General features: G+C 68.3%; 29 protein-coding genes and 1 tRNA gene. 8 read left to right on the top strand and 22 right to left on the bottom strand.

Annotated features, from left to right (window positions below; translation table 11 throughout):
- Positions 1-1,991 (bottom strand): site-specific DNA-methyltransferase (locus IEY70_RS05310; RefSeq protein WP_189063952.1); only part of this gene is annotated, 1,991 nt, incomplete at its 3' end.
- A 311-nt stretch (positions 1,992-2,302) separates the two neighbouring features.
- On the opposite strand from IEY70_RS05310, the gene IEY70_RS05305 reads away from it, so the two are divergent.
- Together IEY70_RS05305 and IEY70_RS05300 are read left to right on the top strand one after the other, a co-directional pair.
- Positions 2,303-3,112, top strand: a complete 810-nt coding sequence (locus IEY70_RS05305) for a hypothetical protein (protein WP_189063951.1) — start codon at positions 2,303-2,305, stop codon at positions 3,110-3,112.
- Between the two features lie 173 nt (positions 3,113-3,285).
- Positions 3,286-3,525: a hypothetical protein gene (locus IEY70_RS05300; protein ID WP_189063950.1), complete on the top strand. Its 240-nt coding sequence runs from the start codon at positions 3,286-3,288 to the stop codon at positions 3,523-3,525.
- Positions 3,526-3,642: 117 nt separating this feature from the next.
- Here the strand turns inward: IEY70_RS05300 and IEY70_RS05295 are convergent, their stop codons facing one another.
- The 10 genes from IEY70_RS05295 to IEY70_RS05250 all read right to left on the bottom strand — a co-directional run bounded on the left by IEY70_RS05295 (position 3,643) and on the right by IEY70_RS05250 (position 8,927).
- Positions 3,643-4,737: a sensor histidine kinase gene (locus IEY70_RS05295; RefSeq protein WP_189063949.1), complete on the bottom strand. Its 1,095-nt coding sequence runs from the start codon at positions 4,735-4,737 to the stop codon at positions 3,643-3,645.
- Positions 4,734-5,402, bottom strand: a complete 669-nt coding sequence (locus IEY70_RS05290; protein WP_189063948.1) for a winged helix-turn-helix domain-containing protein — start codon at positions 5,400-5,402, stop codon at positions 4,734-4,736. The genes IEY70_RS05295 and IEY70_RS05290 overlap by 4 nt, the downstream gene beginning before the upstream one ends.
- A 37-nt stretch (positions 5,403-5,439) precedes the next feature.
- Positions 5,440-6,021, bottom strand: coding sequence for a DUF305 domain-containing protein (locus IEY70_RS05285; RefSeq protein WP_189063947.1), 582 nt, complete (start codon positions 6,019-6,021; stop codon positions 5,440-5,442).
- 80 nt (positions 6,022-6,101) lie between these two features.
- Positions 6,102-6,602, bottom strand: a complete 501-nt coding sequence (locus IEY70_RS05280; RefSeq protein WP_189063946.1) for a DUF305 domain-containing protein — start codon at positions 6,600-6,602, stop codon at positions 6,102-6,104.
- A 126-nt stretch (positions 6,603-6,728) separates the two neighbouring features.
- Positions 6,729-7,169: a hypothetical protein gene (locus IEY70_RS05275; RefSeq protein WP_189063945.1), complete on the bottom strand. Its 441-nt coding sequence runs from the start codon at positions 7,167-7,169 to the stop codon at positions 6,729-6,731.
- Positions 7,162-7,416, bottom strand: coding sequence for a hypothetical protein (locus tag IEY70_RS05270; protein WP_189063944.1), 255 nt, complete (start codon positions 7,414-7,416; stop codon positions 7,162-7,164). The genes IEY70_RS05275 and IEY70_RS05270 overlap by 8 nt, the downstream gene beginning before the upstream one ends.
- Positions 7,413-8,255: a DUF3560 domain-containing protein gene (locus IEY70_RS05265; protein WP_189063943.1), complete on the bottom strand. Its 843-nt coding sequence runs from the start codon at positions 8,253-8,255 to the stop codon at positions 7,413-7,415. The genes IEY70_RS05270 and IEY70_RS05265 overlap by 4 nt, the downstream gene beginning before the upstream one ends.
- Positions 8,252-8,497, bottom strand: coding sequence for a hypothetical protein (locus tag IEY70_RS05260; protein ID WP_189063942.1), 246 nt, complete (start codon positions 8,495-8,497; stop codon positions 8,252-8,254). The genes IEY70_RS05265 and IEY70_RS05260 overlap by 4 nt, the downstream gene beginning before the upstream one ends.
- On the bottom strand, positions 8,494-8,670 hold the full coding sequence (locus IEY70_RS05255; RefSeq protein ID WP_189063941.1) for a hypothetical protein: 177 nt from the start codon (positions 8,668-8,670) through the stop codon (positions 8,494-8,496). The genes IEY70_RS05260 and IEY70_RS05255 overlap by 4 nt, the downstream gene beginning before the upstream one ends.
- Positions 8,667-8,927 carry a hypothetical protein gene (locus IEY70_RS05250; protein ID WP_189063940.1) on the bottom strand — a complete coding sequence of 87 codons (261 nt, stop codon included), beginning with the start codon at positions 8,925-8,927 and terminating at the stop codon, positions 8,667-8,669. Before IEY70_RS05250 ends, IEY70_RS05255 begins: the two co-directional genes overlap by 4 nt.
- A 118-nt stretch (positions 8,928-9,045) precedes the next feature.
- Between IEY70_RS05250 and IEY70_RS05245 the strand changes: the two genes are divergently transcribed.
- The gene (locus IEY70_RS05245; RefSeq protein WP_189063939.1) at positions 9,046-9,267 is read left to right on the top strand and encodes a helix-turn-helix domain-containing protein; all 222 of its coding nucleotides are present in this window, start codon (positions 9,046-9,048) and stop codon (positions 9,265-9,267) included.
- Between the two features lie 66 nt (positions 9,268-9,333).
- Here IEY70_RS05245 and IEY70_RS05240 read toward each other — a convergent pair whose 3' ends face one another.
- The 7 genes from IEY70_RS05240 to IEY70_RS05210 all read right to left on the bottom strand — a co-directional run bounded on the left by IEY70_RS05240 (position 9,334) and on the right by IEY70_RS05210 (position 14,318).
- The gene (locus IEY70_RS05240; RefSeq protein ID WP_189063938.1) at positions 9,334-9,582 is read right to left on the bottom strand and encodes a hypothetical protein; all 249 of its coding nucleotides are present in this window, start codon (positions 9,580-9,582) and stop codon (positions 9,334-9,336) included.
- A 221-nt stretch (positions 9,583-9,803) separates the two neighbouring features.
- Positions 9,804-9,885: transfer RNA gene (locus tag IEY70_RS05235), tRNA-Leu, on the bottom strand.
- Positions 9,886-9,934: 49 nt separating this feature from the next.
- On the bottom strand, positions 9,935-11,182 hold the full coding sequence (gene purD, locus IEY70_RS05230) for a phosphoribosylamine--glycine ligase (RefSeq protein WP_189063937.1): 1,248 nt from the start codon (positions 11,180-11,182) through the stop codon (positions 9,935-9,937).
- Positions 11,182-12,099 (bottom strand): MBL fold metallo-hydrolase, encoded by a 918-nt coding sequence (locus IEY70_RS05225; protein ID WP_189063936.1) that lies wholly within the window; start codon positions 12,097-12,099, stop codon positions 11,182-11,184. Before IEY70_RS05225 ends, purD begins: the two co-directional genes overlap by 1 nt.
- Positions 12,096-12,269 carry a hypothetical protein gene (locus tag IEY70_RS05220; RefSeq protein ID WP_189063935.1) on the bottom strand — a complete coding sequence of 58 codons (174 nt, stop codon included), beginning with the start codon at positions 12,267-12,269 and terminating at the stop codon, positions 12,096-12,098. Before IEY70_RS05220 ends, IEY70_RS05225 begins: the two co-directional genes overlap by 4 nt.
- An 88-nt stretch (positions 12,270-12,357) precedes the next feature.
- The gene (locus IEY70_RS05215) at positions 12,358-13,515 is read right to left on the bottom strand and encodes a hypothetical protein (protein ID WP_189063934.1); all 1,158 of its coding nucleotides are present in this window, start codon (positions 13,513-13,515) and stop codon (positions 12,358-12,360) included.
- Positions 13,512-14,318, bottom strand: a complete 807-nt coding sequence (locus IEY70_RS05210; RefSeq protein WP_189063933.1) for a TrmH family RNA methyltransferase — start codon at positions 14,316-14,318, stop codon at positions 13,512-13,514. The genes IEY70_RS05215 and IEY70_RS05210 overlap by 4 nt, the downstream gene beginning before the upstream one ends.
- 113 nt (positions 14,319-14,431) lie before the next feature.
- On the opposite strand from IEY70_RS05210, the gene IEY70_RS05205 reads away from it, so the two are divergent.
- From IEY70_RS05205 to IEY70_RS05185, 5 genes are all read left to right on the top strand, one after another.
- Positions 14,432-14,830, top strand: a complete 399-nt coding sequence (locus IEY70_RS05205) for a YchJ family protein (protein ID WP_189063932.1) — start codon at positions 14,432-14,434, stop codon at positions 14,828-14,830.
- Between the two features lie 62 nt (positions 14,831-14,892).
- Positions 14,893-15,840: a prohibitin family protein gene (locus IEY70_RS05200; RefSeq protein WP_189063931.1), complete on the top strand. Its 948-nt coding sequence runs from the start codon at positions 14,893-14,895 to the stop codon at positions 15,838-15,840.
- A 40-nt stretch (positions 15,841-15,880) separates the two neighbouring features.
- A complete protein-coding gene (locus tag IEY70_RS05195) occupies positions 15,881-16,438 on the top strand; it encodes a hypothetical protein (RefSeq protein ID WP_229777647.1) in 558 nt (185 codons plus the stop codon).
- A 110-nt stretch (positions 16,439-16,548) separates the two neighbouring features.
- A complete protein-coding gene (locus tag IEY70_RS05190) occupies positions 16,549-17,433 on the top strand; it encodes an NAD(P)-dependent oxidoreductase (RefSeq protein WP_189063929.1) in 885 nt (294 codons plus the stop codon).
- On the top strand, positions 17,430-18,329 hold the full coding sequence (locus IEY70_RS05185) for a DegV family protein (RefSeq protein WP_229777646.1): 900 nt from the start codon (positions 17,430-17,432) through the stop codon (positions 18,327-18,329). Before IEY70_RS05190 ends, IEY70_RS05185 begins: the two co-directional genes overlap by 4 nt.
- A gap of 94 nt (positions 18,330-18,423) precedes the next feature.
- On the opposite strand, the gene IEY70_RS05180 is transcribed toward IEY70_RS05185, so the two are convergent.
- The 4 genes from IEY70_RS05180 to IEY70_RS05165 form a co-directional block, all read right to left on the bottom strand.
- Positions 18,424-19,422: an ABC transporter permease gene (locus tag IEY70_RS05180; protein ID WP_189063928.1), complete on the bottom strand. Its 999-nt coding sequence runs from the start codon at positions 19,420-19,422 to the stop codon at positions 18,424-18,426.
- 17 nt (positions 19,423-19,439) lie between these two features.
- On the bottom strand, positions 19,440-20,468 hold the full coding sequence (locus tag IEY70_RS05175) for an ABC transporter permease (protein ID WP_189063927.1): 1,029 nt from the start codon (positions 20,466-20,468) through the stop codon (positions 19,440-19,442).
- A 164-nt stretch (positions 20,469-20,632) separates the two neighbouring features.
- Positions 20,633-22,210, bottom strand: coding sequence for an ABC transporter substrate-binding protein (locus IEY70_RS05170; protein ID WP_189063926.1), 1,578 nt, complete (start codon positions 22,208-22,210; stop codon positions 20,633-20,635).
- 381 nt (positions 22,211-22,591) lie between these two features.
- Positions 22,592-24,637: a glycoside hydrolase family 20 zincin-like fold domain-containing protein gene (locus tag IEY70_RS05165; RefSeq protein WP_189063925.1), complete on the bottom strand. Its 2,046-nt coding sequence runs from the start codon at positions 24,635-24,637 to the stop codon at positions 22,592-22,594.
- Between the last annotated feature and the right edge of the window lie 106 nt (positions 24,638-24,743).

Below are 24,743 nucleotides of genomic sequence, written 5' to 3'. Positions count from 1 at the left end.
TCAAGCCCCTGCCTCCTGGGCCTTCGTGCTGGTCGCTGTTCTCTCTCGCGTGGAAACTCTTGGTCGATGACTTTGACAAGCACGGTGTACGTGCCGCGCGCCTCGTAATCGTGCCGGGCCACTTGCTCCAGCTTGCTCTGCTTGCGGGTACGGTACGCCTGCCACTGGTTGTGGAAGGTATCGCCCTTGAAATCCCAGTCGATGGCCCAGTAATCCACGAGCTGCGACCAGTGAGTGATGCTCTTCTGCACGTCCTGGGGAATGTCGTCCTGCGGCATGAGGAAGTCTTTGAGCGTCAGGGTCAGGCGGCGGCCCTTGATCTCGGTCCCGACCTCCGCTGCACCCAGCTCGTAGAAGCGGATATCACCCTGATCCACGGCTTTCTTCTCGAGCACCTCGCGGGGGATCTTCTTGAACTTGATCTCCACGCCCGCCTTTTTAGCCATGTTCAGGCCAGTCTCGTTCAGCTCGAAGGCGAAGTCCCAGCCCAGCACGTCCGCGCTGGCGGTGGCTCCCTCAGCTCCGGCGCGCTGCCAGACCTCTCGCACGATGGCTTTCAGGTCACCTTCCGTCACGGGGGCGTCGACGGCGCCCACATGTACCAGCCGCCCCGCTTTCAGGCCGTGCGTCCAGGTGCCGCCGGGCAGTTCCTCAGCGCCGTAGAGCTGGAGGATGAACTGCCGGTACGCCACTTCGCGGGCGCGGGCCGTTTCCAGGTCGTCCCATTCGGCGGCCTGCCACGCCTGACGCTCGTACTTACCCAGGTTCTGCACCACAAAGGGCTTGACCCCTTCAATGCTGAGCAGCCGCTTGCGCGCCGTGTGAATAGCGAAGCGCCCCAGGTCACAGGTGATCCAGCGCCGCCCCAACTTCTCCGCCACGGCCGCCGTGGTCCCAGATCCACAGAAGCAGTCAAGTACGAGGTCGCCTGGGTTGGAAGACGCTTTGATGATGCGCTCCAAAAGTGCCTCGGGCTTCTGCGTAGGATAATTTAGTAGTTCCTGAGATTGGTTATGTATTTTATTTATGTCGATCCAAATATCCTGCAGGACAGTGCCTTCATGCTCACTCTCGTACTTTTTTAGTCTTGGCACCCCCTTTTTAGGATAGTGAATCTTTCCCAATTTATCCAACTCCTCCATTTTTTCTCTAGTCATTGCCCAAGTTCTATTTGAAGAAGGCCACACTCCGCGCCATTCATAGACAAGGTTACCTCCGTTGCCATGTTTTGGGGCGTCAAGTGGATGCCTAGCGTATCTCTCTTTTCTTATCTCATCGTATTGATCAAAAAATTGTTCTATGTATTCCGGACTGGATTTTTGATAAAGTTTGTTCCAAACTCTATCCTTACTCTTAGAAAAATATAATATTGTGTCGTGTATTATTCCGTGTTTTTTTGGATCATTGTGAGCAAATGCTCTTCGCCAAATGATCTCACTTATGTAGTTATCTATGCCAAATACTTCATCGAGAATCAATTTAAGGTAATGGGAAACATTAGGACCTATATGCACATAAATCGATCCTCTGTCGCTTAAGAGTTCTCGAAGCAATATAGATGTTTCATAGAACCACTGAATAAAACCATCAAGGCCTTTACCCCATGTGTCTCTATACGCCTTATTCTCAAGCATGCTTGGCTGCTTAACAAATGATGCAGACGAATTCTCATTATGATCTGGATCTTCAGCAATCTGCGCCGTAAAACTAAAATCCGCTCCCGTCGCAAAAGGAGGGTCTATGTAGATGAGATCGACTTTGCCCCGGAATTCCTCGAGAAGGCTGGGCAGCACGTACTTCTTGTCGCCCCAGATCAGACGGTTACGCCACTCCGTGTCCTTGCCGCTGCTGAACATGTCCAGCGTCTGCATGCGCTGCTGGTTGCTCTCATTGATGGTTTCGATGGTCTGGAACGGCAGGGCCAGGCGCACCGGTTGCACGCGCTTGCCGTGCTGGTCATATTTTCCATCCCAGATGAGTTCGACGGGCATACGGAGCAGTGTAACGGGTGCATTTCGCGAATTCAGGGCAAGTGGGGTCAGATCCAGAAACATTTCCATCCTGCATGCGGCGTGGCAGGCACCATTCCGGCAATCGCTCAATCACCGAGGCCGACCCCCTCCACAGTCAGCCAGCCTGATCCGTCATTCTTGCCACCCCTCCCCTGTTCAGCCGAACCGAACGAGACCGTCCCAGACGGTCTTTTTTCGTTTCATCCGACTTTACTTCGGATCGTCCGACCTTCAGACTGCAGACATCCGAGGAACGGGAAAACACCGTCCCAGACGATAAGGAGACGATGATGACCAAAGCAATGACGGCCGCCCAGAAAGACCAACTCCTCGCCGAAGCGAAGGCCGTGGGCCTGTACGTGACCCGCACCAGTACCGACTTCCACCTGACCACCAACGACGGCCGTACCCGCCTGACGCCGGGCGAACTGCGCCGCCTGATCGCCCAGGCCGAGGAGATGGGCCGCGATGAGGCGTTCGAGGCGGCCGCCGAGATCCGCGCCGAGCTGGCCGCGAACGCCGATCACGGGGAGCCGGACACCCTGGAGGATGCCCTGGAGACGGCCCTGGAAGGCGCGGCAGCGGTTACCCCCGAGGGTGAAGTCGTGGAGACGCCCGTCACCCCCGCAGAGGCCGAGCAGGCGACCGCAGAACCCGCCCCGGCCAGCGAGGCGACGCCCGCCAAGGCCAAGCGCACCGCGAAGCTGAAGGGCGATAAGCCCGCCCGCGTGGTGATCAAGTACGGCCCGCCCTGCGGCGGTGACGTCAGCGCCCTGGTGGTGGCCACCAGTGACGAGGCCCGCAACCCGCTCATGCACCTGCAGGCCAAGCCCCAGGCCGTTTACGCGAGCAAGGAACTGGCCGCCGCCGCCGGGCGCGCACTGGGCCAGGGGGCCGCGTGGCTGGCGTTCCTGGCGGCCACGCCGGACGGCGAGACCTTCTGGGCACTGGTGACGGTGGAAGGCGGTCAGCTGCTGCTGGACGGGCAGGCGGTGACGGTCACGCTGCTGGACGGCGAGGCGGCGGACGACGCCCGCGCGCGGGTCGTGCAGGGCCGCCTGAAGGCCAAGGCGCAGTGGCAGGTGAGCCGGGCGGCGTGACCGACCAGACGATCAGCGGGGGGCTTCGGCCTCCCGCTCTTTTGTGTTCAGCCGAACCGAACGAGAGCGTCTGGGACGGCATTTTCAGCCAGATCCGACTTTACTTCGCAGGGTCCGACCTTCAGACTAAAGACAGCGAAAAACACCGTCCCAGACGATCAGGAGCGTACTTTATGACCGAATCCAGCACCCCCGCAATCCGCCCCGCCGCCCGCAGCTTCGACCTGGTTCACTGGGGCGTCCTGGACTCGTTCCGGCGCGTGCAGGTCAGCGGTCCCCACAGCCTCACCAACGAGCTGGTCAAAGCGTACCCGCACCTGACCTACGGGCAGGCGCGCGAGCTGGCGCAGGGCGCCTGGGACGGCGGGCAGCCCTGCGTCGCGGACGTGACCGCCGAGGTCAGCTGGAGCTGAATGGTGCTTCCGGCACTGACAGGCGCTCCCTCAGGGCGCTGGCGGCCGGTAACGCCAGCCTGAACACCGCGCACCAACCCGCGGCCCTCTCCGGCTCAGTTCCACCCAGCACGCCCGTCAAGGCGAGCCTCCAGACGAAGCAGGCAGGGCGAAGCGGAAGGTGCTGCCCGCCGGGCCGGACTTGACCTCCAGGCATCCGCCCATCTGCTCCGCCAACCCCCGGGCGATCGTCAGGCCCACGCCACTGCCCTCCCCTCTCGTCCGGGCGGGATCCACGCGGTAGAACCGCTCGAAGATCCGGCCCAGATGCTCAGCCGGGATTCCGCTGCCGTTGTCCTGCACCGCGAACATGACGTCCCGTCCCGCAAGGCACGCCGTCACGGTGACCTGCCCCCCGTCCGGCACGTGCCGCAGGGCGTTCGTGAGGAGGTTCGACAGGACCTGCAGTGAACGCTCGAAGTCCGCCCGGACAGCCAGCGGGCCACTCTGCTCTGACCACGTGAGTGCAACCTGACGTTCCCGGTACGCGTCCTCAAAGCGTTCCGCTGCGGCCATGAGCAGCTCACGCGCGTGAAAGGTCACGGGTTGCAGCGCAACTTGCCCCGCCTCGACCCTGGACACCATGCTCAGGTCACTGGCCAACCGCTCCATGGTGCGAACCTCACGGGCAATGGCTGGACTCACACGCTCAGGGGCGATCACCCCGTCCGTCAGGGCCTCCGCGTACCCCCGCAGGGCCGCCAGCGGCGTGCGGAGTTCATGCCCCACGTTCCCGATCAACGCCACGCGGTCCTGCTCGACCCGTTCCAGCGAACTGGCCATGACGTTAAAATTCCGGGCCAGGACCGCCAGTTCATCACGTCCCGTTTCAGGAAGGCGCTGTCCCGTCCGCCCCACGGCCAGCGCCTGACTCCCCTCGGACAGGAGTTGCACGGACTGCACGATCCGCCTGGACGTGAGGAAGGCCGTGACGACAGCGACCAGAACCGCGAATGGCGCCGCGGCGATCAGGGCGGCGTTCAGGGTGCGGCGCATGCCGTTCTCCAGGTCGGGCCGCAGGGCGCGCCCCTCGGGGCCAAGCAGGGTGACCATCTGCTCCACGTGATGCCGGTAGAAGCTGGGTGCCGTCAGTTCTGCCATCAGGAAGAGGGCGGCCAGCGCCACCAGGATCACCAGCAGGTGCCCCAGGAACAGGCGGGGGAAGAGTTTCACGGTTCATCCCGGAAGCGGTAGCCCACGCCGCGTACCGTTTCAATGAACCGGGGCCGTTCCGGGCACTCCTGAAGTTTCCTGCGCAGGCCCGCCATGTGAACGTCCACCACCCGCTCAACACCGGGGAAATCAGCGCCCCACACCCGGTCCAGCAGTCGGTCCCGCGACCAGACGAACCCCGGGTGACGCGCCAGGGTCAGCAGAAGGTCAAACTCGAGTTTGGACAGGGTGAGATCCTCACCGTCCAGTTGAGCTGTCCGGGCGTGCTCATCCAGTTGCAGTCCCCCGAGTGACACGCGGCCGTGCAGGCGCGCCCGGCGCAGCAGCGCCCGCACGCGCGCCACCACTTCACGCGGCGAGAACGGCTTGGTGACGTAATCGTCCGCGCCGACGTTCAGGCCGTGCAGGCGGTCTTCTTCCTCTCCACGTGCGGTCAGCAGCAGCAGCGGGAAGTCCGGGTGCGCCTGGCGTTGCTGACGGGCCAGTTCCAGCCCGCTGATGCCTGGGAGCATCCAGTCCAGGATGGCCAGGTCCGCTTCCACCAGCCGCGCCTGCCCGGTAAGCCCGTCCTGCGCTTCGAGGACAGTGTGATCCTCGGCGCGCAGGTAGGCTCCCAGGATCTCCAGGATGGCCGGGTCATCGTCTACGATCAGAATGCGCGCCATGACGGTGCCTCCAGAGTACTGGCGGGAACGGTCAGGGTCAGCGGGACCGCGCGAGCCACAGCTTGAAGGCGTACATTTCATCCGCCTGCGCCTTGATGATGTCACGCGAGAGTTTCAGCACGCGTGCGTCACTGCTGCGCTGCAGGGCGAGGTTCGCCATGTCCAGCGCGGACGCGTGATGGGGCAGCATGCCCTGCACGAACGCCTGATCCGGGTTCCTGGCAGCAGTGAGCGCGGTGACCATGCCGTTCATGTCGGCGGCCATCACGCTGCGCCGCGCCGTGTCGATACCGCCCAGCGTTCTCAGCCAGCCGTTCATGGCAGTGAGTTCAAGCGTTTGATCGCGGATGACGGCAGCGGCCCACGTTTTGACCTGCGGGTCCTTCAAGCGGCCTTTCACAGCCTGACTCATGTCAATGGCACCCTGATGGTGGGCGATCATCATGGAAAGGTACGCGCGGTCAAATGTTTTCCCGGTGAGTTGCGCGAGGCCCGTGGGGACGGCACCCGAGGGGCTGGTCTGGGCGCCGTGCATGCTGTGGTTCATCTGGGCCAGGGCGGGCGTGCCGGTGAGTGCCGTGGCCGTCAGGACAGTCAGGAGGACAGTGTGGATCTGCATGCCGTTACGGTACGGGCGTGGTGTTCAGCTTCTGTAAAGGGGGGCGGCGTGCCGCGGCCATCAGAGGCCGGCGAGGGGCGTCACTGCCCGCTGGACAGGTCACGGATGTACGTTTTCATCTCCGTGATCTCCCGTTTCTGCGTTTCGATGATGCCGTTCGCCAGTGCACGCACCCGCGGATCTTTCAGCTGCGCGCGTTCACTGGTGAGAATGGCAATGGAGTGATGCGGAATCATCGCCCGCATCCACGCCACGTCACCCACCAGGGCCTGCGACCGGACCAGCCACAGGCCACTGAGGAACAGCACCGCACTTCCGGCCAGCAAGGCCGCGTTCTTCGTCCGGTCGGTGTACATGCCCCGCATGAACAGAAACATGACGACGGCCATGGTGGCCGTCGACATCATGGTCATGTACAGGCGGGTCCAGCTGAAGTACACGTGATCCATCTGGTACGTGTTGAAGTGCATGACCACGTACATGACGGCGGCCGAGGCCAGTAGCATCCCCAGGAACCGTCGGTACGGCGCGTGCCGGGTGTGCGCTGCGGAGTGCTGGGTGTCGTGATGCGTGGAGTTCATGGTCGATTGTCTCGCGGTTCGGCGTGACACCATGAATCAGGCATTCAGACGCCGTTGGCGCAGGGCGTCCTGGGGTGCGCCCCCACCTTCAGAAGGGTGGGGGCGCGTGTCTACCGTGGTGGACAGTTACTCGGGGATCGGGCGGCCCTGCAGGTCCTCGGCGTACTCGCAGGTCAGGCACTCGCGGCCCATCGACTCGCCCGTGAAGTCGTGGGCGGCCAGCGGGAACGTGCCGCCGCAGCGGGGGCAGGCCTCCTCACGCTGGGCGCGGCGCAGGGGCCAGCGGATGGCGGGCAGGGTCAGCCTCGCCGGGGCGCGCAGGTCCAGGCCCACCTCACCCCGGTAGAAGCGGGCGGCCAGGACTTCCAGTTGCTCGGGCGTCACGATGGGACCGAGGACCCGCCCGGCGCGGACCGGACTGAACCGGTACCGGCCGAGGTGCGCGGCGGTGACCTGCCCGACCTGATGGCCGTTCCAGGTGAGGGCGGGCGCGTGGCCGGGCCGGGTGACCACGCCGACACCCTGCGCGGGGGCGTGCAGCGTCTCGCTGAGGTACGCGTCAGGCATCTGGGGCTGCGGGTGCCTCTGCGCCCAGTTCTGCCGGTGGGCCCGTGAGCTGGCAGGCGAGGAGGTGCAGGTCAAGTTGCGCGAGGGCGTGGTCGTGGCGGTCGAGGGCGTCTCGGGTGTGGTCATGGGTGCTCAACTCCTGCCGCAGCGCGGCGATCAGGTCCCGCTGGGTCCTGGTGGCGGTGGCCACCCGCCGCTCCAGGGCGAGCAGGCGGCCGAGGACGGTCGTGGGAACGCCGAGGTTCATTCCTGCGGCGGCTCGGTCCAGGGCTTGACCTCGTGGGGCGGCGCGGCCCACTGCCAGCCGACGGTCGCGCCCGTGAGCTGCTGGAGTTTCAGGTTGACGCGCCCGACGCTGACGACCTGGCACTTGCCCCAGCGTTTGTGCACCACGACGTCGCCCTTCCTGTAGGCGGTGACCGGCGCGAACGGCTCGGGGTTGAGGCTGGCCAGTCTCCCCTCCTCGAACGCGATCCGCAGCGTCAGGTGCGCGTGCCAGCGCCCGGCGTACCGGTTGTCCGGGGCCTGGGCGAGCGTGCGCTCGTGGACGCGCAGCTGCTCCTGCAGGCGACCGATCCGGCGGCGCACGACGCCAGGGTCGGACTTCTGCCGGGCGCGGCGTTCGGCGCCCAGGGCGCGGCTGCGCCAGTAGTCGGCTTTCTTGTCCTCTAGGGCGGCGGCGCGCATGTGCTGGTCGCTGCGCTCGATGGCGCGGCGGTGACGCTTCTCACTGTGGTGCCCGACCTTGATCGGTTCGCCGCCGGGCGGGAGGCCCTGCAGGGCCGCAGCGACGCGCTGCTCAGACCGGCTGACGGCCGCCGCCGCGTGACCGGCGAAGCGCTGCACGCGGGCCTGCGGGTCATCCGGGTCCGCCTCATGCGTGATCTCCCCCACCCGCGCGAGCAGGTGATCCTCACGTCCGGGCGTCCACACGGCGACCCAGGCTCCGGTGCGGCTCCACCACTTGAACCCGGCCGCCCTGACCAGGGCGTACTCGCCCGCGTCCAGGCGGTCGTCCGGAGTCCAGCGGAGCGTATCGTCATCCAGGTTGTAAAGGGCCGTGCCGTTCGGTTCGGTGCCGGTCACGACTGCACCGCCCGGCTCTGGGCGAGGTCCGCCTGCACGAGGGCGAGGGCGCTGAGGCCCTCGGGGCTGTACTCCAGCAGGTGCAGGTCGCCGTCCGTGCCGATCACGGCGCACTGCTCGAGGTCCACGCGGTCCACGGTCACGCGGACGGGGAGGGAACCGGCGCGCTGGGGGAGCATGCCGGTCACCTCCCAGGTCACGGCGTCCAGGCGACGCGCTTCCCAGAAGGTCAGGGGCTTCATTCGCTCGGGTCGTCCAGGGCGGCCTGATGGCCCGCCTCGATGGCGTCAAGTTCGGCGAGTTCGGCGGTGAGGGCGGCGCGGCGCTGCTCGATGGCTTGGAGGGCGCGGGCACGCTCCTCGGGGGTGAGGGTAGCGGTGGCGCAGCTGGCGGTGAGCTGCTCGAGGGCGGTCATGCGGCGGCCCCGGTCGCGTCGGTGGGTGCGGGTTCGAGTTTCTCGGCGGTGACGGTGCGGGTGTCCGCGCCGCGCAGGATGTCCACGGCGCGGGCGGCCGGGCAGATGACGCCGTTCACGATGCCGATGATGCCGCCGCTGGCGCTGCGGAACAGGGCGACGGTGTGGCAGCGGGTCTGGACGACGGCGCCGTCCATACGGTCGAGGGTGACGGTCTCCCACTGGCGGAAGGTGGCGCGGGGTGCGGTATCGTTCATGGTGATCCTCAAACTTGGTGGATTCCTGAACGGGCTTGGTTTCCAGCCCCTCCCGTTCAGGTATACAAATGTTAACCCATGTGTTTGCAAAGGTCAAGCTATGCGTTAGCATCCGTGTATGATGATCCGTATGGACTGGGACCAACTGCAGGACGATCTTCGAACAAGAATGAAGGCTCAACGCGGGTCACAAGCAGAAGTTGCTCGCCGCCTCGAAGTCAGTCGAGCCGCCGTCGCCGAATACGTCAGCGGAAACCGAAACATCCCAGTCGGTCACATCAACGTCATTCTTGACGTCCTGCAACTGCAGGTAGATCTCATTCCCAAAAGGGCAAACTAACTGCACAGACCGATCACAGCGGGGCCACCTCACTCGAAGGTAGCCCCGCTTCTACTCTGGTCCTGCTCAGCCGGTCTTGCCCATCGTCCCGTGACGGGCAGCGTTCCTGGCGTCCTCGAGCGCGCGGGCCAGGGCGCGCTGGTGCACGGCGAGGCGCAGGTGCCGGTCCGCGAGAGCCAGCATGGCGTCCCGCACCGCCGGGTAGGTGTCGGTATCCGCGCCAGCCTGAGCGCGAAGGGTAAAGGCAGTGGTGTCGTTACAGCGGGCGTCCGTCCGGAGCGCCTGCACGGCCTCAGGGGAGAAATCGAGTGTCACGCGCACATCCTGCCCCTGGTCCGCCGTGGGAAACCTCATAACGCAGGTGCGCCCGGCGGGGGTACTCACCCGCTCCCCCGTCGTCCACGCCTGTCGGGCCTCTCATTCACCCCTCAGAATCGGCCAGTTGCGGTATAGGTTGCAGTAACAGCCCAAATCGACCGTACTGCAGTACCGCAACGAAACGAAAAAACCCCGTATGAAACGGGGTTTTCTGCGGTTGGTGCCGGTGAGGGGACTCGAACCCCTACGGTTTCCCGCTCGATTTTGAGTCGAGTGCGTCTACCATTCCGCCACACCGGCGGGTGCGTGGGGAATGGTAGCGCGTGGGGGTGCGGTGGTCAATGTGGGTTCAGGTGGGGTCGGGGTGCGCGCCGATGCGGCGGCCGATGTCGCGTCTCAGTTGCGCGCCGGGGAAGGTGGTCTGGTCGGCGAGGGTGTAGGCGCGGGTCAGGGCGGCGTTCAGGGTGGGGGCGGTGGCGGTGATGGCCAGGACGCGGCCGCCGCTGCTGAGGAGTTGGCCGTTCTGGGTGCGGGTGCCGGCGTGGTGGATGATGCCGTGTGGGCCGGGGTCGGGGAGGGTGATGGGGATGTCTTTCTGGGGTTCGGCGGGGTAGCCGGGCGCGGCGAGGATGATGGTGGCACTGGCGTCCTCGCTGAAGGTGACGTGTGTGGGGTCGAGCTGGCCGCGCGTGGCGTCGAGGGCGTGCTGGGCGAGGTCGCTGGTGAGGAGTGGGAGGACGGTTTCGGCTTCGGGGTCGCCGAAGCGGGCGTTGAATTCCACGACTTTCGGGCCGGTGGGGGTGAGCATCAGCCCGGCGTACAGGACGCCGGTGTAGGGCAGGCCTTCTGCGGTCATGCCGCGCAGGGTGGGTTCGATGATGTCGCGGCGGATCACGTCCAGCAGGCCGGGTTCGAGGGGGAAGGGGCAGATGACGCCCATGCCGCCGGTCATGGGGCCGGTGTCGCCTTCATGGATGGTCTTGTGGTCCTGGCTGGGGGGGGTGAGGGCGTACCGGGTGCCGCTGCACAGGGCGAGGATGGTGACTTCCTGGCCGGTCATGAAGTCCTCGGTGACGGCCTGCGCGCCGGGCTGGGTGAAGATGTCGCGCAGGGCGGCCTGGGCCTGCTCGGGGGTGTGGGCGATGGTGACGCCCTTCCCGGCTTTCAGTCCGGCGTCCTTCACGACGATGGGTGGGGTGAGGGTGGCGGCGTGGTCGAGGGCGGTCTGGAGGTCGCTGAAGGCGTGGTGGGCGGCGGTGGGGATGCCGTGGCGCCCCATGAACGCCTTGCTCCAGGCCTTGTCGCCCTCAAGGCGGCTGGCGGCGCGGGTGGGGCCGAAGGCGGGGATGCCCAGCGCGGCGCACTCGTCGACCAGTCCGGCAGCCAGGTACGCTTCGGGGCCGACGATGACGAGGTCGGCGCCTTCACGCTGCGCAAGTCGGGCGAGGGTGGGGGTGTCCTGGGGGCTGTCGATCAGGCGGGCGTGCGCGGCGATGCCGGGGTTGCCGGGGGTGCACAGGACCTCGTGGCCGTGGCGGGCGCAGGCGTGCGCGATGGCGTGTTCGCGGCCGCCGCCGCCGATGACCAGCACGCGCATCAGCGGTTCCCTCCGGAGCGGGCGGCGCGGCGCTGCCAGTAGCGGGCGAGTCCCTGCACGCTCATCCAGGGGGGGCAGGCGAAGTCGTAGCGGGCGGGCAGGCCGGGGTGTTCGCGGCTCAGATCGTTCATGAGGTCCTCTGTGAAGGTGCGGGTGATGGTGTCCAGGTCGTGCCCGGCGTGCAGTCCGGCGGCGACGCGCTGCGCATCGGTGTCCATGTTGCGCAGCAGGTCGTCCCAGTGGGCGGGCGTGTTCGGGTGGCTGCCGTAGTGGGCGAGGTGCAGGGTGCGGGCGTCCAGGGCGCGCAGGGTCCGGATGGAGTCCCGCCACGCTTCGAGGTTGATGTCCGGGGGCGGGGTGGGCGCGCGGGGCGTCTGGGCGGCGTCGAGGCGGATGCCGCCCACGTCGCCCACGAACAGGTGTTCGCCCGTGTGGAAGCTCAGATGATGGACGGCGTGGCCGGGCGTGTCGAGGGCCTGCACGTCCAGGTTGCCCAGGCGCAGGCTCTCGCTGCCTTCCAGCACGGTCAGGCGTGCGGGGTCGATGGGTTGCATCTCGCCCCACAGGCGGTCCATCTGGTCGCCGTAGATCTGCGTGGCGCTGGCCACCAGCCGTTCCGGGCGGGACAGGTGGGCCGCGCCGCGCGCATGCACGTAGGCGCGGGCCTGCGGGACGAGGTTCAGGACCGTCCCGGCCGCCCCCGCGTGATCGAAGTGAATGTGGGTCAGCAGGATGTGCCGCACGTCCGAGAGGGTCGCGCCGATGCCGGTCAGGCCGTCACGGAGCGCGCCGAGGGTGCTGGTCGGGCCGGTATCCACGACCGTGAGGCCGTTCCCGGTATCGAACACGAACGCGGCGATGACGCCCGGCGTGTCCTGAAAGTTCAGGTCCAGCGTGTGAACGCGTGGGTCGGTCATGCCTTCCCGCTGAGGCGCGCGCCGAGCAGCAGCAGCGCGCAGGCGTACTGCACGAACGCGATGATGCGGATGGTCTGCACGTTCGCGGCGGCGCGCAGGGGACCGAAGGTCAGGGCGAGAATGCCGGTGGCGCTGAGCAGAATCACGCCAAACAGAAGCCAGAGTGCCATGACCCGCAGAATACCCGCTGCCTGCGGGAACGGAGTGCCGGCGGGCTGGGCAGCGGGTCCGGCGTGGGGCCAGCATGGGGGCCGGCGGTCAGTGCTCGCTGACCAGCGCTTCGAGGAGGCGCACGGCTTCCTCCAGGCGGTGGGCCTGCACGCGCGCGGCGGTGCGGACCTGCCGCCATTCGAGGCGGACGCGGGCGAGGCTCAGGGGGTCGCCGCCCATCTGGGTGAGTTGCAGCGCGCGGCGTTCCAGCGTCTCGACCTGCGCGGCGAGTTGCCGCAGGGTGGCCTGGTGGGTGCGGGCGGCGTTCAGGGTGGCGTCCAGTTGCGCCTGCGCTTCGGCCTGCGCGAGGTGCAGGTTGTGGTGGGCCTGCATGACCTGCGGGCTGGCCTCGCCGGCCTCTCCGGCCTGCCACTGGGCGTAGTTCAGGGCGTGCCGGGCGCGCAGGACGTTGGGGTGCAGCGGCACGCCCAGCGAGTACCGGGCGTTGCCCAGGTCGAGTTCCAGCATGGTCAGGGGCGTGTCGGCGTCCTCGAGTTCGATCAGGGGCGTGAACGCTTCCAGGAACGCCTGGGTCTGCGTGACCATCAGGCGGGAGTGCGCCAGTTGCGGGCTGACGACCTGCCCGCTGCGGCTGGCTTCCTCGAGTTCCTTGACGGTCAGGCGCAGCAGGTCGCCCTGCGCGACGGCCGCGGCGACCTGATCGGCCACCTCGATGCGGGCGTGGTCGGCGCGGAGTTTGCTGAGCATCTCCTCGGTCTCCCAGCGCCGCACCTCGGCCTGGGTGGCCTGCACGTCCCATTCGGCGGCGCGTTCCAGGCTCAGCAGGTCCGGGTTGGTGCGGATGGCGCCCAGGCTGCGGCTGGCGATCTCGGCGTGCGAGCGGGCCAGCAGCAGCGGCAGGTCGTGCGCGCGGCGTCCCCACTTGACCGGCGACGGGGCCGGGGCGATCGGGCCGGGCGCGGTGGGCTGGGCTGGGACCGGGACGGACTCGGCGAACTTGGCGAGGTCCAGGGTGGTGCCCTCGAGCCACTTGTCGGCGCGGGCGTCCCCGAAGTTCTCGCGCATCTGCGAGTACACGTCCTGCAGCACGGCGATCACGTCGCGCGGGCCGAGGGCGCGCACGGCGGTCCAGCCGCGGCGCTGCACGGCGCCCTGCACGGCCAGGTCGGCCTCGCGCACGCCCAGTTCGGCGCTGAGGCGCTGGCGCAGCCAGTCGCGGTACGGGTCGGAGGCGACGGGCGTCATGCGCTCACCGCCGCGCGGCGCTGCCGGGCGCACTCGAACAGCACCAGGGCGGCGGCGGTGGCGACGTTCAGGCTGTCGGCGCCGCGCGCGGCGTTCATGGGAATGCTGACCGAGTGGTCCGTGGCGCGCCAGTGGGCGGGCAGGCCCTCGTGCTCGGTGCCGAGCAGCAGCGCGACCCGGCCGGTCAGGGGGGCGTCCCAGTACGTGCGGGGCGCGTCGGGGGTGCAGGCGACGGTGGTGAAGGCGTGGGCGGCCAGCCAGTCCTGGGCGTCCTGTTCGTCCATCACGGCGACCGGCAGGGTGAACACGCTGCCCTGCGAGGCGCGGATCACGTTCGGCCCGAAGGGGTCCGCGCCGCGCCCGAGGACGATCACGGCGTCCGCGCCGGCCGCGTCGGCGGTGCGCAGGATGGCGCCCACGTTGCCGGGTTTCTCCAGGCCGTGCAGCACGACGGTCACGGCGCTGGGGCCGGGTTCGGGCAGCGCGGCGCGGGGGGTGGGGGCCAGGGCCAGCAGGCCGTCCGGGTTCTCGCGGCCGCTGACCTTCTCGAAGGCGGCGCGGGACAGTTCCAGTTCCGGCAGGGCGCTCAGGGTGGGGGCGACCTGCGCGGCTTCCGGGCTGAACAGCTCCGGGCAGGTGAACAGCGTGCTCAGGGACACGCCGGACGCGGCGGCGCGGGTGATCTCGCGGGCGCCCTCGATCAGGATGACGCCCTCCTGTTCGCGTTCGCGGCGGGTACGGAGGCGCACCAGCCGTTTGACATGGCTGTTCTGAAGGGAGGTGATCGGTGCGGGCCTGGTCATCACCGGTCATTATGCCGCGCCGCGTGCGCGCCGCACCGGAAGCCAGTCGGGAATGGGGGCGGCGTGGGCGGACGCCCGGGACAGACAGGTCCACTTCGCGCTAGCCTGTGCGCATGGCGCTGGCGTACCCTCCGTTCAAGTCCTGTCCGTGCGGGTCCGGGCGAAGTTACGCGCACTGCTGCGGGCCGCTGCACGCGGGCGGGCGGGCGGCCACGCCCGAGGCGCTGATGCGGTCGCGGTACTCGGCGTACGCGCTGGGGAACGCGCGGTACGTGCTGGACACCTGGCACCCGGACACCCGCCCCGCCACGCTGGACCTGCGTGACGGCACCCGCTACCTGGGCCTGCGGGTGCGGGGCGCCGCCGGGCCGTTCGTGGAGTTCACGGCGCAGTTGCGCCTGCCGGGCGGCGAGCGGTACGCGCTGAGGGAGAACAGCGAGTTCGTGCAACTGGAGGGCCGCTGGGTGTACCTGGACGGCGTGACGGCCGACGCGGACCCGGACGCAGGCTGAGCGGCGGGTTCCGTGGCGGGCGGGGCGGGAACGACCGGGCCGCGCACCTCGTACCGTGAGGCATGACTGAGCCCAGAGTGAACGAGTCCAGAGCGAACGCCACGCCGCGCCGCCCGCAGTTCCGTCCGCCGGGCCGGTCGGCGGCGCTGCTGATCGGCGGGTTGCTGGTCGCGGCGGTGGTCGTCACGCAGAGCGTGCAGGTCATTCCGGCCGGGTACGTGGGCGTGGTGTTCAGTTCGTTCAGTGGCGTGAAGGCGCAGCCGCTTCAGGAAGGCATTCATTTCCTGATGCCGTTCGTGGACCGCGTGAACCTGTACGACGCCCGCCTTCAGGAGGTCACGCTGGCGCACACCACCCAGGACGGCGACGAGGGCGCCATCCGGGCGCGCAGCAAGGAGGGCCTGGACATCACGGCGGACGTGACCGTGCAGTTCCGGGTGGACCGCACCAAGGCCGCCACGCTGCACAAGGAACTCGGGCGGGATTACCTGCGGACCGTGATCCGCCCGCAGGTGCGCAGCAAGGTCCGTGACGCCATCGGGCAGTTCGGCGCGGCCGACATCATCTCCTCGAAACGGCAGGAGGTCGAGGCGAGCATCACCACGGAACTCCGCAGGATCTTCGAGCGGAACAACCTGATCCTGGACAGCGTGCTGCTGCGTGAACTGCGCATTCCGGACAGCATCGCCAAGGCCATTGAGCAGAAGCAGGCGGCCGAGCAGCAGGTGGCGGTGGAACGCAACCGCCTGCAACAGTCGACGATCAGCGCCCAGCGGGCCGTGGTCGAGGCGGAGGGGGCCGCCAAGGCGTCGGTCGCGAAAGCGCGCGGCGAGGCCGAGGCGCTGTCGCTGCGCGGGCGGGCGCTGCGGGAGAACCCGCAACTGATTCAGTTGACGGTCGCCGAGAAGCTCTCGCCGGGCATTCAGACCGTCATGCTGCCCAGCACCGGGAACTTCCTGCTGGACGTGGGAACCCTCACGCAGCCCGCGAAGGCCGCCGCGAAACCGTGAGGGCCGCCCGTGATGGCGCCCGTGCGTTAGCCTGCGCATGATGGTCGTTCTGATTCTGATGCTGATCTTCGCGGGTGTCGCGACCTTCATGGCGGTCGCGTACGTGAACAACACCAACCGCGCCACGGGCCGGTCACTCCAGGATTCCGGTCGCAGCGGCGAACTGGCCGCCGGGGCGGCGCCGGAGGCCGCGCTGCCCAGCCCCGGTGCCGAGCTGACCCTGCCGCTGCTGCTGTCGCTGCCGGAACCCGCCCGGACGCGCGCCTGGGCGCTGCTCTCGGGCGTGACGGACGCCCTGAAGGTGGGCGGCAGCGATACGCGCACGGCGTTCCTGCTGGCGCAGACGCGGGACACGTACCTGCCGGACACGCTGCGCGCCTACGCGCACCTGACGCCCGCCGCGCGGCAGACGCTGGAACGTCAGGGGCAGCCGCCGGAGGTGCTGCTGGACGAGCAACTGGCGCTGCTGGAGGACGGCATGCGCGAGGCGTTGCGGCACGATCACGCGGCGGCCGACCGGCTGCTGACGCAGGGGCGGTTCCTGCGCGAGCGCTTCGGGGCCGAGAGTGCCGGGAGCGGGCTGCGCCAGAAACCGTGACGGCATGCGGGTTGCGTGGGAGTGGGTTCCGGGCTGCATGAGGGTCAGCGCAAGATTGAACCGGGTTCAGAATGACGGCCCGCAGCGGCGCAGGGTCGTAGCCTGCGTGCATGACGACACTGGCTTTCCTGGGTCTCGGGGCGATGGGCGACCCGATGGCCGCCCACCTCGCCCGGTACGCGGCGGCCAACGGCCTGACCGCGCACGTCTGGAACCGCACCGATTCGAAAGCGCAGGCGCACGCGCGCACACACGGCAGCCGCGCCGTGACGCTGGAAACGGCGGCGGGCGCGGACGTGATCTTCACCTGCCTGCCCACCAGCGCCGAGGTGAACGAGGTTCTGAGCGTCATGGAACCGCACCTGAAATCGGGCGCGGTGTGGGTGGACTGCACGAGCGGGCACCCGCAGGCCGCGCCCGCCCAGCGTGAGCGGCTGGCCGCGCGGGGCGTGACGCTGCTGGACGCGCCCGTGAGTGGCGGCACGGCCGGCGCGCAGGCCGGGGCCCTGACCGTGATGGTCGGTGGCCCCGCCGAGGCGCTGGAGGCGGTGCGGCCGCACCTGGCGTTCGCCGGGAAGGTCGTGCATGTCGGCCAGAGCGGCGCGGGCTTCGCGGTGAAGGCTGTCAACAACGCGCTGCTGGGCGTCACGCTGTGGGCGACCGGCGAGGGACTGGCGGTCCTGGCGCGCGCAGGCGTGGACCTGGGCGCGGCGCTGGACGTCATCAACGCCAGCAGCGGGCGCAGCAACGCCAGCCAGAACCTGATCGGGCAGCGGGTCCTGACGCGCGAGTTCCCCGCGACCTTCGCGCTGGGCCTGCTGGCCAAGGACGCCGGGATTGCCGCCGACCTGACCGGCGAGGTCCGGGGCAGCGCGCCGCTGCTGGCCCAGACTGCGGCCCTGCTGCGCGCCGCCGAACGGGTGGTGGGCGCGGACGAGGATCACACGGCCGCCCTGAAACTGATCGAGCAGATGAACGACGTGGAGTTGAAATGACACAGGAACGCATGACCCCCGGCACCGACCAGATCGCCTCTCCCCGCTTCGGGATCGTCACGGACGGCGGCCTGGACGCCTATCCTTCCCTGCTGAACGACGTGCCGGTCGCGCCGTTCTCCGTGACGTTCGGGAACGCCAGTTACCGCACGAACGAGATCAGCCGCACGGACCTGTTCCGCATGCTGGAAAGCAACCCGAACCACCCGACCAGCAGCCAGCCGACCCCGCAGGACTGGATGGACGCCGTGAAACGCGCCGGGGTGCGGGACGTGCTGGGCCTGACCATCAGCGCCGGCCTGAGCGGCAGCATGAACGCCGCCGAGCAGGCCCGTCAGGCGCTGGGCGACGACTTCAACCTGACCCTGCATGACAGCGGCACCCTCAGCGCCGCGCAGGCCTTCCAGCTGCACGCGGCGGGCACGGCGGCCGCGCGCGGCGAGAGCCTGGAGACCGCCCGCGAGTGGATGCGCGCCGTGCACGAGGAAACCGAGCTGTACTTCACCATCGAGACGCTGGAGTACCTGCGCCGGGGCGGTCGGATCGGGCGGGTACAGGCGACGCTGGGCGGCCTGCTGAACCTCAAACCCGTCGTGACGGTGGACAAGGCGGGCGGCACGTACACGAACGTGGGCCGCGCCCGCTCGTACCGGGGTGGCATGGAGGCGGTCGCCACGCAGGTCACGCGCCGCTTCGGTGAGGGCACGCCGCTGCGCGTGGGCCTGCTGTACGGCAGCGTGCGCGAGGACGCCGACGAGGTGCTGGGCCACCTGAAGGGCCGCCACCCGATCGTGTGGTCGGACGTGGCGGGCGTGAACCCGGTCCTGAACGTGCACACCGGCCCGCGCACCGTCGGGATCGCCGCCGCGCCCGGCGCGTGGCCCTGGGAACGCTGAAGGCCCACAGTGACCAACAAGAGGAGGGACGCCCGGCATGCGCGGCGTCCCTCCTCTCCTCCATCAACCATCAACTCTCGACCATCAACCCTCTTTACTGCGTGCTGCGGGGGTCCAGCACGTCGCGCAGGCCGTCGCCGAGCAGGTTGAAGCCCAGCACGGTCAGCAGGATGGCCAGCCCGGGGAAGATCATGGTCCACGGGGCGTCGATGTAGTACTGGCGTCCGTCGCTGATCATGGTGCCCCATTCCGGCAGGGGCGGCTGCGCGCCGATGCCCAGGAAGCCCAGCGCGGCGACCTCGATGGTGGCGGTGGCGATGCTCAGGGCGCCCTGCACGATCAGCGGGGAGAGGCTGTTGGGCAGGACGTGCCGGAAGATCATGCGGCCCTGCGAGGCGCCCAGCGCCCCGGCGGCCTGCACGAACTCGCGTTCGCGGATGGACAGCACCACGGCGCGTGCCAGTCGCATGTACACCGGCACCTGCACCAGCGACACGGCCAGCATGGCGGTCACGAGTTGCGGGCTGTTCAGGGCGAACAGGCGGTCCATGGCGGCGATCAGCAGGGGCGGGTCGCTGGCGCTGAAGATGCTGGCGAAGCCGATGGCGAGCAGGATGCTGGGGAAGGCCAGCATCACGTCCGTCAGGTAGCCCAGGACGCTGTCCAGCCACCCGCCGAAGTACCCGGCGAGCAGGCCCAGCAGCGTGCCCAGCAGCAGGGCCAGGACGGTGCTGACCACGCCGACTTTCAGGCTGATGCGGGTGCCGTGCAGGGTGCGGGTCATGATGTCGCGGCCCAGGTTGTCGGTGCCGAACGGCGCGCGCCAGATGTTCACCTTGCCGGTGACGGGATCGGTGTACGTTTCGGCCACGTCGCTGTTCCACAGGGCGCTGATGCTGGGTGGTTTCAGGATCAGGCTGTAGTTGCGGTCCACGGTGGGGTCGTAGGGTTTCAGGATGCCGGCGAACACGGCCAGCAGCACGAACGCCAGTACGATCACCGCGCCGACCTTGCCGGGCGCGCTGCGGCGGAAGCGGCGCCAGAAGATGCTGTCCTGGCGGGGTTTGGAGGCGGGAGCGGTCGCGGTTGTCATGAGGTCACCAGTTCCCTTCAGCTGTACTGGATGCGGGGGTCGAGAGCGGCGTAACTGAGATCGACCAGCAGGTTGGCGACGCTGACGACCAGCGCGGCGAAGATCACGCCGCCCTGAATGATGGGGTAGTCACGCTGACTGATCGCGTCGTACACCCACGAGCCGATGCCGGGCCACGAGAAGATCGTCTCGGTCAGCACAGCCCCGCCCAGCAGTGCGCCCGCCTGCAACCCGATGACGGTCACGACCGGCAGCAGCGCGTTGCGCAGCGTGTGCTTCAGGATCACCGAGCGGCCGCTGAGGCCCTTGGCACGCGCGGTCCTCACGTAATCCTGGCCCAGCACGTCCAGCATGGAGGAACGGGTGATGCGCGCGATGATCGCCAGCGGAATGGTGCCCAGCGCGATGGCGGGCAGCACGAGGTGGCGCGCGGCGTCCCAGGCGACGGCGGGTTGCCCGCGCAGCAGGCCGTCCAGAACGTAGAAGCCCGTGATGGGTTCGATGTTCACCGACGAGCTCAGGCGGGCGCTGGGGGGCAGCCAGCCGAGTTTCACGGCGAAGAAGTACGACAGCAGCAGGCCCAGCCAGAAGACCGGCATGCTCACCCCGATCAGCGAGACGGTCGTGGCGAGGTTGTCCCAGATGCTGTTGCGGCGCAGGGCCGCCAGGATCCCGGCGGGCATGCCGATCACCAGCGCGAACAGCAGCGCCGCGACGCTCAGTTCGGCGGTGGCGGGAAAGCGGGCCCTCAGGTCGTCCCGGACGGGAATGTTGCTCTTGATGCCGCTGCCCAGGTCGCCCTGGAGCAGCGCGCTCATGTACCTGGGGTACTGGGCGTCCAGGGGGTTGGCGGGGTTGAAGAACCAGGGTTTGTTCAGGCCGAGTTGCTCGCGCAGCGCAGCGGCCGCTTCGGGCGTGGCGCGTTCGCCCAGCATCGCCACGGCCGGGTCGCCGGGAATCGAGCGGACGAACACGAACACGACCAGGCTGATGCCCAGCATGACCAGCAGGGTGCGGAAGATTCGGCGGATCAGGTAACTGCCCAAGGCGGGCCTCCTTGCGTGGAGCGGGACGGTACGTGCGGTGGGACGGTACGTGCGGTGGGACGATGCCCGACATGGGTGGGAGCGGCAAGGGCGGAGCAGCCTCCTCCCGGTAGTGGGCGGGGCTGCTCCGCAGGGTCGGGCTCAGGAATTCAGGGCGTGCGGCGTTACTTCTTGCCGGTGACGGTGATGGTGTTGAAGGGTTCGCTGCCCAGGGGGCTGGGCGTCCAGCCCTTGACGTAGCTGCGCGCGGCGGCCAGCGGCTGGCTGTGCACGATGGGCACGCGGTACGCGGCGTTGTAGGTCAGTTCGTGCAGCTGACCGTAGATCTTGGCCTTGGCGTCCTGGGTGGCGGCGGCGCGGCCCTGCTGGAGCAGGGTTTCGACGTTCGCGGGGTTCCAGTTGATGTCGTCGCTGGCGTTGCTGCCGTAGTACGCGCCGTAGAAGTTGTCGGGGTCGCCGTAGTCGCCAGTCCAGCCGATCATGTACATGTCGAAGCCGGGTTCCTTGTTGCGGTCCTCGAGGTACTTGGCCCAGTCCTCGGTTTTCAGGTTGACCTTGACGCCGATGGCGCTCAGGTCGGCGGCGATGGCTTCCGCGATGGGTTTGGGCGTGGGGAAGTACGGGCGGCTGACGGGCATGTACCACAGGTCGATGGAGAAGCCGTTGGCGTAGCCGGCGTCGGCGAGCATCTTCTTGGCGGCGGCCGGGTCGAACTTGTAATCAGCCGGGACCTTGGAGCTGTTCGCCCATTCCAGGACAGGCGGCACGAAGCTGGCGTTGCTGACGCCCAGGCCGTTCCAGAAGGCGTCCACGATGGCTTTCTTGTTGATGGCCATGCTGATCGCCTGACGGACCTTCTCGTTCTTCAGGTACTGGTTGCGGTTGTTCATGCTGACGAAGCCCACGTTGAAGCTGGGGCGCTTGACGGCCACGAGGTTCTTGTCGGCCTGCACGCTCTTGAGGCTGTCGGGGGTCAGGTCGTTGGCGAAGTCGATGGTGCCGGCCTTCAGTTCGTTCAGGCGCTGGCTGGCGTCCTTGATGGAACGGATGATCAGCTGGTCGACCTTGGCCTTGCTGCCCCAGTACAGTTTGTTGGGCAGCAGGGTCACGCGGTCCCCGGTGCGCCAGCTCTGGAAGATGAAGGGGCCGGTGCCGACGGGCTTGCTGGCGGGCGTGCCGTACTTCGCGCCTTCTTTCTTGATGGCGGTGGGGCTGGCGATGCCGAAGTACCCGGCGGCCAGCACGTTGGGCAGCACGGAGCTGGGTTTGTTCAGGTCGACGCGGACGGTGGTGTCGTTGACCTTGACGATGTTCTTGATGACGGCGGTGGCGTCGCCCTTGTAGCCGCCGAGCAGTTCGCCCATGATCTCGAAGGTGCGGCCCTGGTCGCGGAAGCCGTAGGGGTGGCTCTTGTCCCACCAGCGGCCCAGGTTGAAGATCACGGCGTCGGCGTTCATGGGGGTGCCGTCGTGGAAGCGAACGTTCTTGCGCAGCGTGAACGTCCAGGAGGTGTTGTTCGCGTTGGGTTTCCAGCTGGTGGCGAGGCCGGGGGCCAGGTCGGTGCTGCCGGGCTTGAAGTCGACCAGGGTGTCGTAGATCTGACGCTGGACGAGGATGCTGATGCCGTCGGTGATGTTGCCGGATTCCAGGCTGACGGGTTCGCCGTTGCCACCGAAGACCAGGGTGGTGGCGGAAGCGGCGCTCAGGGTGGAGAGCAGGGCGGTCAGGAGCAGTTTCTTCATGGAACCTCCGGGAGCGTTCATGGCGGTGACGCGGCGTGTGGGCCGTGTGACGTTCATGAAGGCAGGCTGATACAGATCGAGCGTGTGCTCAGGCTAGTGGGCATCAGAGGGTGAGTCAAGAATCATTTGCGTGATCCGTACGCAATACTACATTACATTTGCGATGTCGTGTCGGGGCTTCACGAGGCGCCGTGAGCGTGAGGGCTGGCCCGGAAATCTCATGCAGCAGGCGCCCGCGCCGGGCAGCCCGGTGGCCGGGCGGTGGTCAGGCACCCCGGCGCACGCCCGCTGGATTCCGCCGCAGGCCAGTCCAGTCTGACCGGACAGCCCGCCTGAACAGCGTGCCTGGACAGCCCGGCAGCGGCGCATACGGACTCCGGGTCAGGGTGCCCCCAGCAGCGTCAGCCCCAGCAGCGCCGGGTTGGCGTTCCCGCCCTCGCTGACCAGCGTGACCCGGCGGATCACGGTGTCCGGCCGGGGGTTGATCCATTCCAGCGCGGTCAGGTTCACGTCCAGCCCGTCCCCCGTCTTTCCGGTCCAGGCGGGCGCGGGAATCATGGACGTGGGTTGCAGGTCCGTCCAGGCGCGCAGGTGACGTCCGTACTCCAGCGGCAGCGTCTGGCGGGTGCCGTCCGCGTACTCGATGTCGTACTGCCCGACCCGCTCGCGGGGGGTCGCGGCGGGCCAGCCGGTCGTGTGCAGGAACACCAGCCCCGTGGCCCGGCGGTTCAGGTCGATCACCGCCTGCTGCGGCAGGCCCTTCACGCTGGCGCGGCTGCCGCGCAGCATCACGGCCCCGCTGACATCGAAGGTGTACTCGCCGAGCCGCTGCACGCCGGGCCGCAGATTCCGCAGGTCGATGTCGGACCCCTTGCCGATCCAGCCGTTGCCGTCGTCGTCGGCCAGGGCGCGGGTCACCAGGGGCCGCAGGTTCACGGTCGCGCCCGCCTGCGCGCGGTACGGGCCGGGCTGGTACAGGTCGCGGTAGCGGGCCGCCGCGTCCGTCAGGGGCGGCGCGGCCGGGTTCCAGAAGGCGCTGGCGGCGCGCACGAACGCCACGCCCTGCTCGGCGTTCCCGTCCCACACGCTGGGATTCCCGAAGTACCCGGTCCAGCGGGTCTGGATCATGCCCGACGCGCCCCCCTGCGCCGCTGCCCGCGCGAAGCCCTCGGCGTTGCCGGGGTCGCTCCAGCTGGCCCCCAGCACCGGGAATCCGGCGTCCCGCACGGTCTTCAGGGCCGGGAACGTCGTGCCCGGCGCGTACGCCCAGTACGCCACCTGAAGGTCACGCGGCAGCCGGGCCGGGACGCTGCCCACCACCGAGTCCGAGAAGGCCGTGTCGTGCCAGATCATGCTGCCCACGTTCATGGATTTCAGGTACCCGTGCAGTTTCAGAACGTCGTCCACGAACAGGTTCTCGAAGCCCACGGCCCGGCCGTTCTCCCGCGCAGGGAAGCGGTCGCGGCTGCGGACCTCGTCGTGTCCCAGGTGAATCACCTTCGGGCGGAACACCTCGACCGCCTCTTTCAGGATGGGCAGGATCACGCGGTCGTACGTGGCGGGGTTCAGGGTGTCGTAGGCGTACGGGTTCTGACTGTCCGGGTCCTGGCGCAGGTCCAGGTTCTTGCCTCCGTAGAACATCCACCCGACGTGCCCGAGCGTCTCGATCAGCGGAATGACCTCCAGGCCGTGGCTGCGGGCCAGGTCCGCCACGCGCCGCGCCTCGGCCCTGGTCGCGCCGCCAGGGTGCGCGAACCCCCCGGCGCGGGCGGTGTCCCACTGCACGTAGTCACTCATGACCAGCACCGCGTTGAACTTCAGGGCGGCCAGCATGGGGATCAGGCGGTCGTTCACGCCCTGGCTGGCGCTGTCGAGGTAGATCATGGCGATCCGCTGCCGCAGGGCCGGGGCGTCCGTGATCCGGGCAAAGCGCAGGCCGTCCGGGGTCAGCAGTTGCCGCAACGTCTGCGCGCCCAGGTACGCGCCGCGCGGGTCCGCGCCGACCACGAACGCGCCGCCGGCGTCCACCCACAGCGCGTAGCCTTCCGGGTCGCGGGTCAGCAGACCGGCCTTCTGCGCGCGGGCCGCGAGGTCCGGGTCGGCCAGCGTGCCCACCGTGATGGATACGCCAGTTGCCGCCGCGTCGGGAAGGGAAGCGCCCAGCCGGGTCTGCCACTCGGCGCGCAGGTCACGCGCCGCCCAGGCCAGCTCCGGGTCGCCTCCCACCACGCGCACGCCCAGCCCGGCCAGCGGGAGTGTGCCGGGCGGGAACTGCGTCGCGCGCGGCTGCGGCACCACGCCGGGAAACGGGGTGACCAGCCTCGCCGCCGGGGCGGGCGTGACCGTGACCGGAACGGCGCCCGCCGGAACGGACGAACCTGCACTCAGCGCTGCGAGCAGCGCCACGAAAGAGCGGTTGGGTTTCATATTCGGACCTCATACGGATTCCGATTGAATGGTTCGCAAAACCGTTCAATCCGAGCGGATGCGAGTGGGAGCGGAACGGGTTCCGGTCGTGGAAACGGCAGGAACG

The organism is Deinococcus seoulensis (assembly GCF_014648115.1).
Classification (GTDB): Bacteria; Deinococcota; Deinococci; order Deinococcales; family Deinococcaceae; genus Deinococcus; species Deinococcus seoulensis.
This window is presented reverse-complemented; position numbering and strand designations above follow the sequence as displayed.

Bases quoted from the DNA above. Each gene is read 5' to 3' on its own strand.
- IEY70_RS05305 (WP_189063951.1), top strand. From the start codon at position 2,303: ATGACCAAAGCAATGACGGCCGCCCAGAAAGACCAACTCCTCGCCGAA.
- IEY70_RS05300 (WP_189063950.1), top strand. From the start codon at position 3,286: ATGACCGAATCCAGCACCCCCGCAATCCGCCCCGCCGCCCGCAGCTTC.
- IEY70_RS05290 (WP_189063948.1), bottom strand. From the start codon at position 5,402: ATGGCGCGCATTCTGATCGTAGACGATGACCCGGCCATCCTGGAGATC.
- IEY70_RS05285 (WP_189063947.1), bottom strand. From the start codon at position 6,021: ATGCAGATCCACACTGTCCTCCTGACTGTCCTGACGGCCACGGCACTC.
- IEY70_RS05280 (WP_189063946.1), bottom strand. From the start codon at position 6,602: ATGAACTCCACGCATCACGACACCCAGCACTCCGCAGCGCACACCCGG.
- IEY70_RS05275 (WP_189063945.1), bottom strand. From the start codon at position 7,169: ATGCCTGACGCGTACCTCAGCGAGACGCTGCACGCCCCCGCGCAGGGT.
- IEY70_RS05270 (WP_189063944.1), bottom strand. From the start codon at position 7,416: ATGAACCTCGGCGTTCCCACGACCGTCCTCGGCCGCCTGCTCGCCCTG.
- IEY70_RS05260 (WP_189063942.1), bottom strand. From the start codon at position 8,497: ATGAAGCCCCTGACCTTCTGGGAAGCGCGTCGCCTGGACGCCGTGACC.
- IEY70_RS05255 (WP_189063941.1), bottom strand. From the start codon at position 8,670: ATGACCGCCCTCGAGCAGCTCACCGCCAGCTGCGCCACCGCTACCCTC.
- IEY70_RS05250 (WP_189063940.1), bottom strand. From the start codon at position 8,927: ATGAACGATACCGCACCCCGCGCCACCTTCCGCCAGTGGGAGACCGTC.
- IEY70_RS05245 (WP_189063939.1), top strand. From the start codon at position 9,046: ATGATGATCCGTATGGACTGGGACCAACTGCAGGACGATCTTCGAACA.
- purD (WP_189063937.1), bottom strand. From the start codon at position 11,182: ATGCGCGTGCTGGTCATCGGCGGCGGCGGCCGCGAACACGCCATCGCG.
- IEY70_RS05225 (WP_189063936.1), bottom strand. From the start codon at position 12,099: ATGACCGACCCACGCGTTCACACGCTGGACCTGAACTTTCAGGACACG.
- IEY70_RS05220 (WP_189063935.1), bottom strand. From the start codon at position 12,269: ATGGCACTCTGGCTTCTGTTTGGCGTGATTCTGCTCAGCGCCACCGGC.
- IEY70_RS05215 (WP_189063934.1), bottom strand. From the start codon at position 13,515: ATGACGCCCGTCGCCTCCGACCCGTACCGCGACTGGCTGCGCCAGCGC.
- IEY70_RS05210 (WP_189063933.1), bottom strand. From the start codon at position 14,318: ATGACCAGGCCCGCACCGATCACCTCCCTTCAGAACAGCCATGTCAAA.
- IEY70_RS05205 (WP_189063932.1), top strand. From the start codon at position 14,432: ATGGCGCTGGCGTACCCTCCGTTCAAGTCCTGTCCGTGCGGGTCCGGG.
- IEY70_RS05200 (WP_189063931.1), top strand. From the start codon at position 14,893: ATGACTGAGCCCAGAGTGAACGAGTCCAGAGCGAACGCCACGCCGCGC.
- IEY70_RS05195 (WP_229777647.1), top strand. From the start codon at position 15,881: ATGGTCGTTCTGATTCTGATGCTGATCTTCGCGGGTGTCGCGACCTTC.
- IEY70_RS05190 (WP_189063929.1), top strand. From the start codon at position 16,549: ATGACGACACTGGCTTTCCTGGGTCTCGGGGCGATGGGCGACCCGATG.
- IEY70_RS05185 (WP_229777646.1), top strand. From the start codon at position 17,430: ATGACACAGGAACGCATGACCCCCGGCACCGACCAGATCGCCTCTCCC.
- IEY70_RS05180 (WP_189063928.1), bottom strand. From the start codon at position 19,422: ATGACAACCGCGACCGCTCCCGCCTCCAAACCCCGCCAGGACAGCATC.
- IEY70_RS05170 (WP_189063926.1), bottom strand. From the start codon at position 22,210: ATGAAGAAACTGCTCCTGACCGCCCTGCTCTCCACCCTGAGCGCCGCT.
- IEY70_RS05165 (WP_189063925.1), bottom strand. From the start codon at position 24,637: ATGAAACCCAACCGCTCTTTCGTGGCGCTGCTCGCAGCGCTGAGTGCA.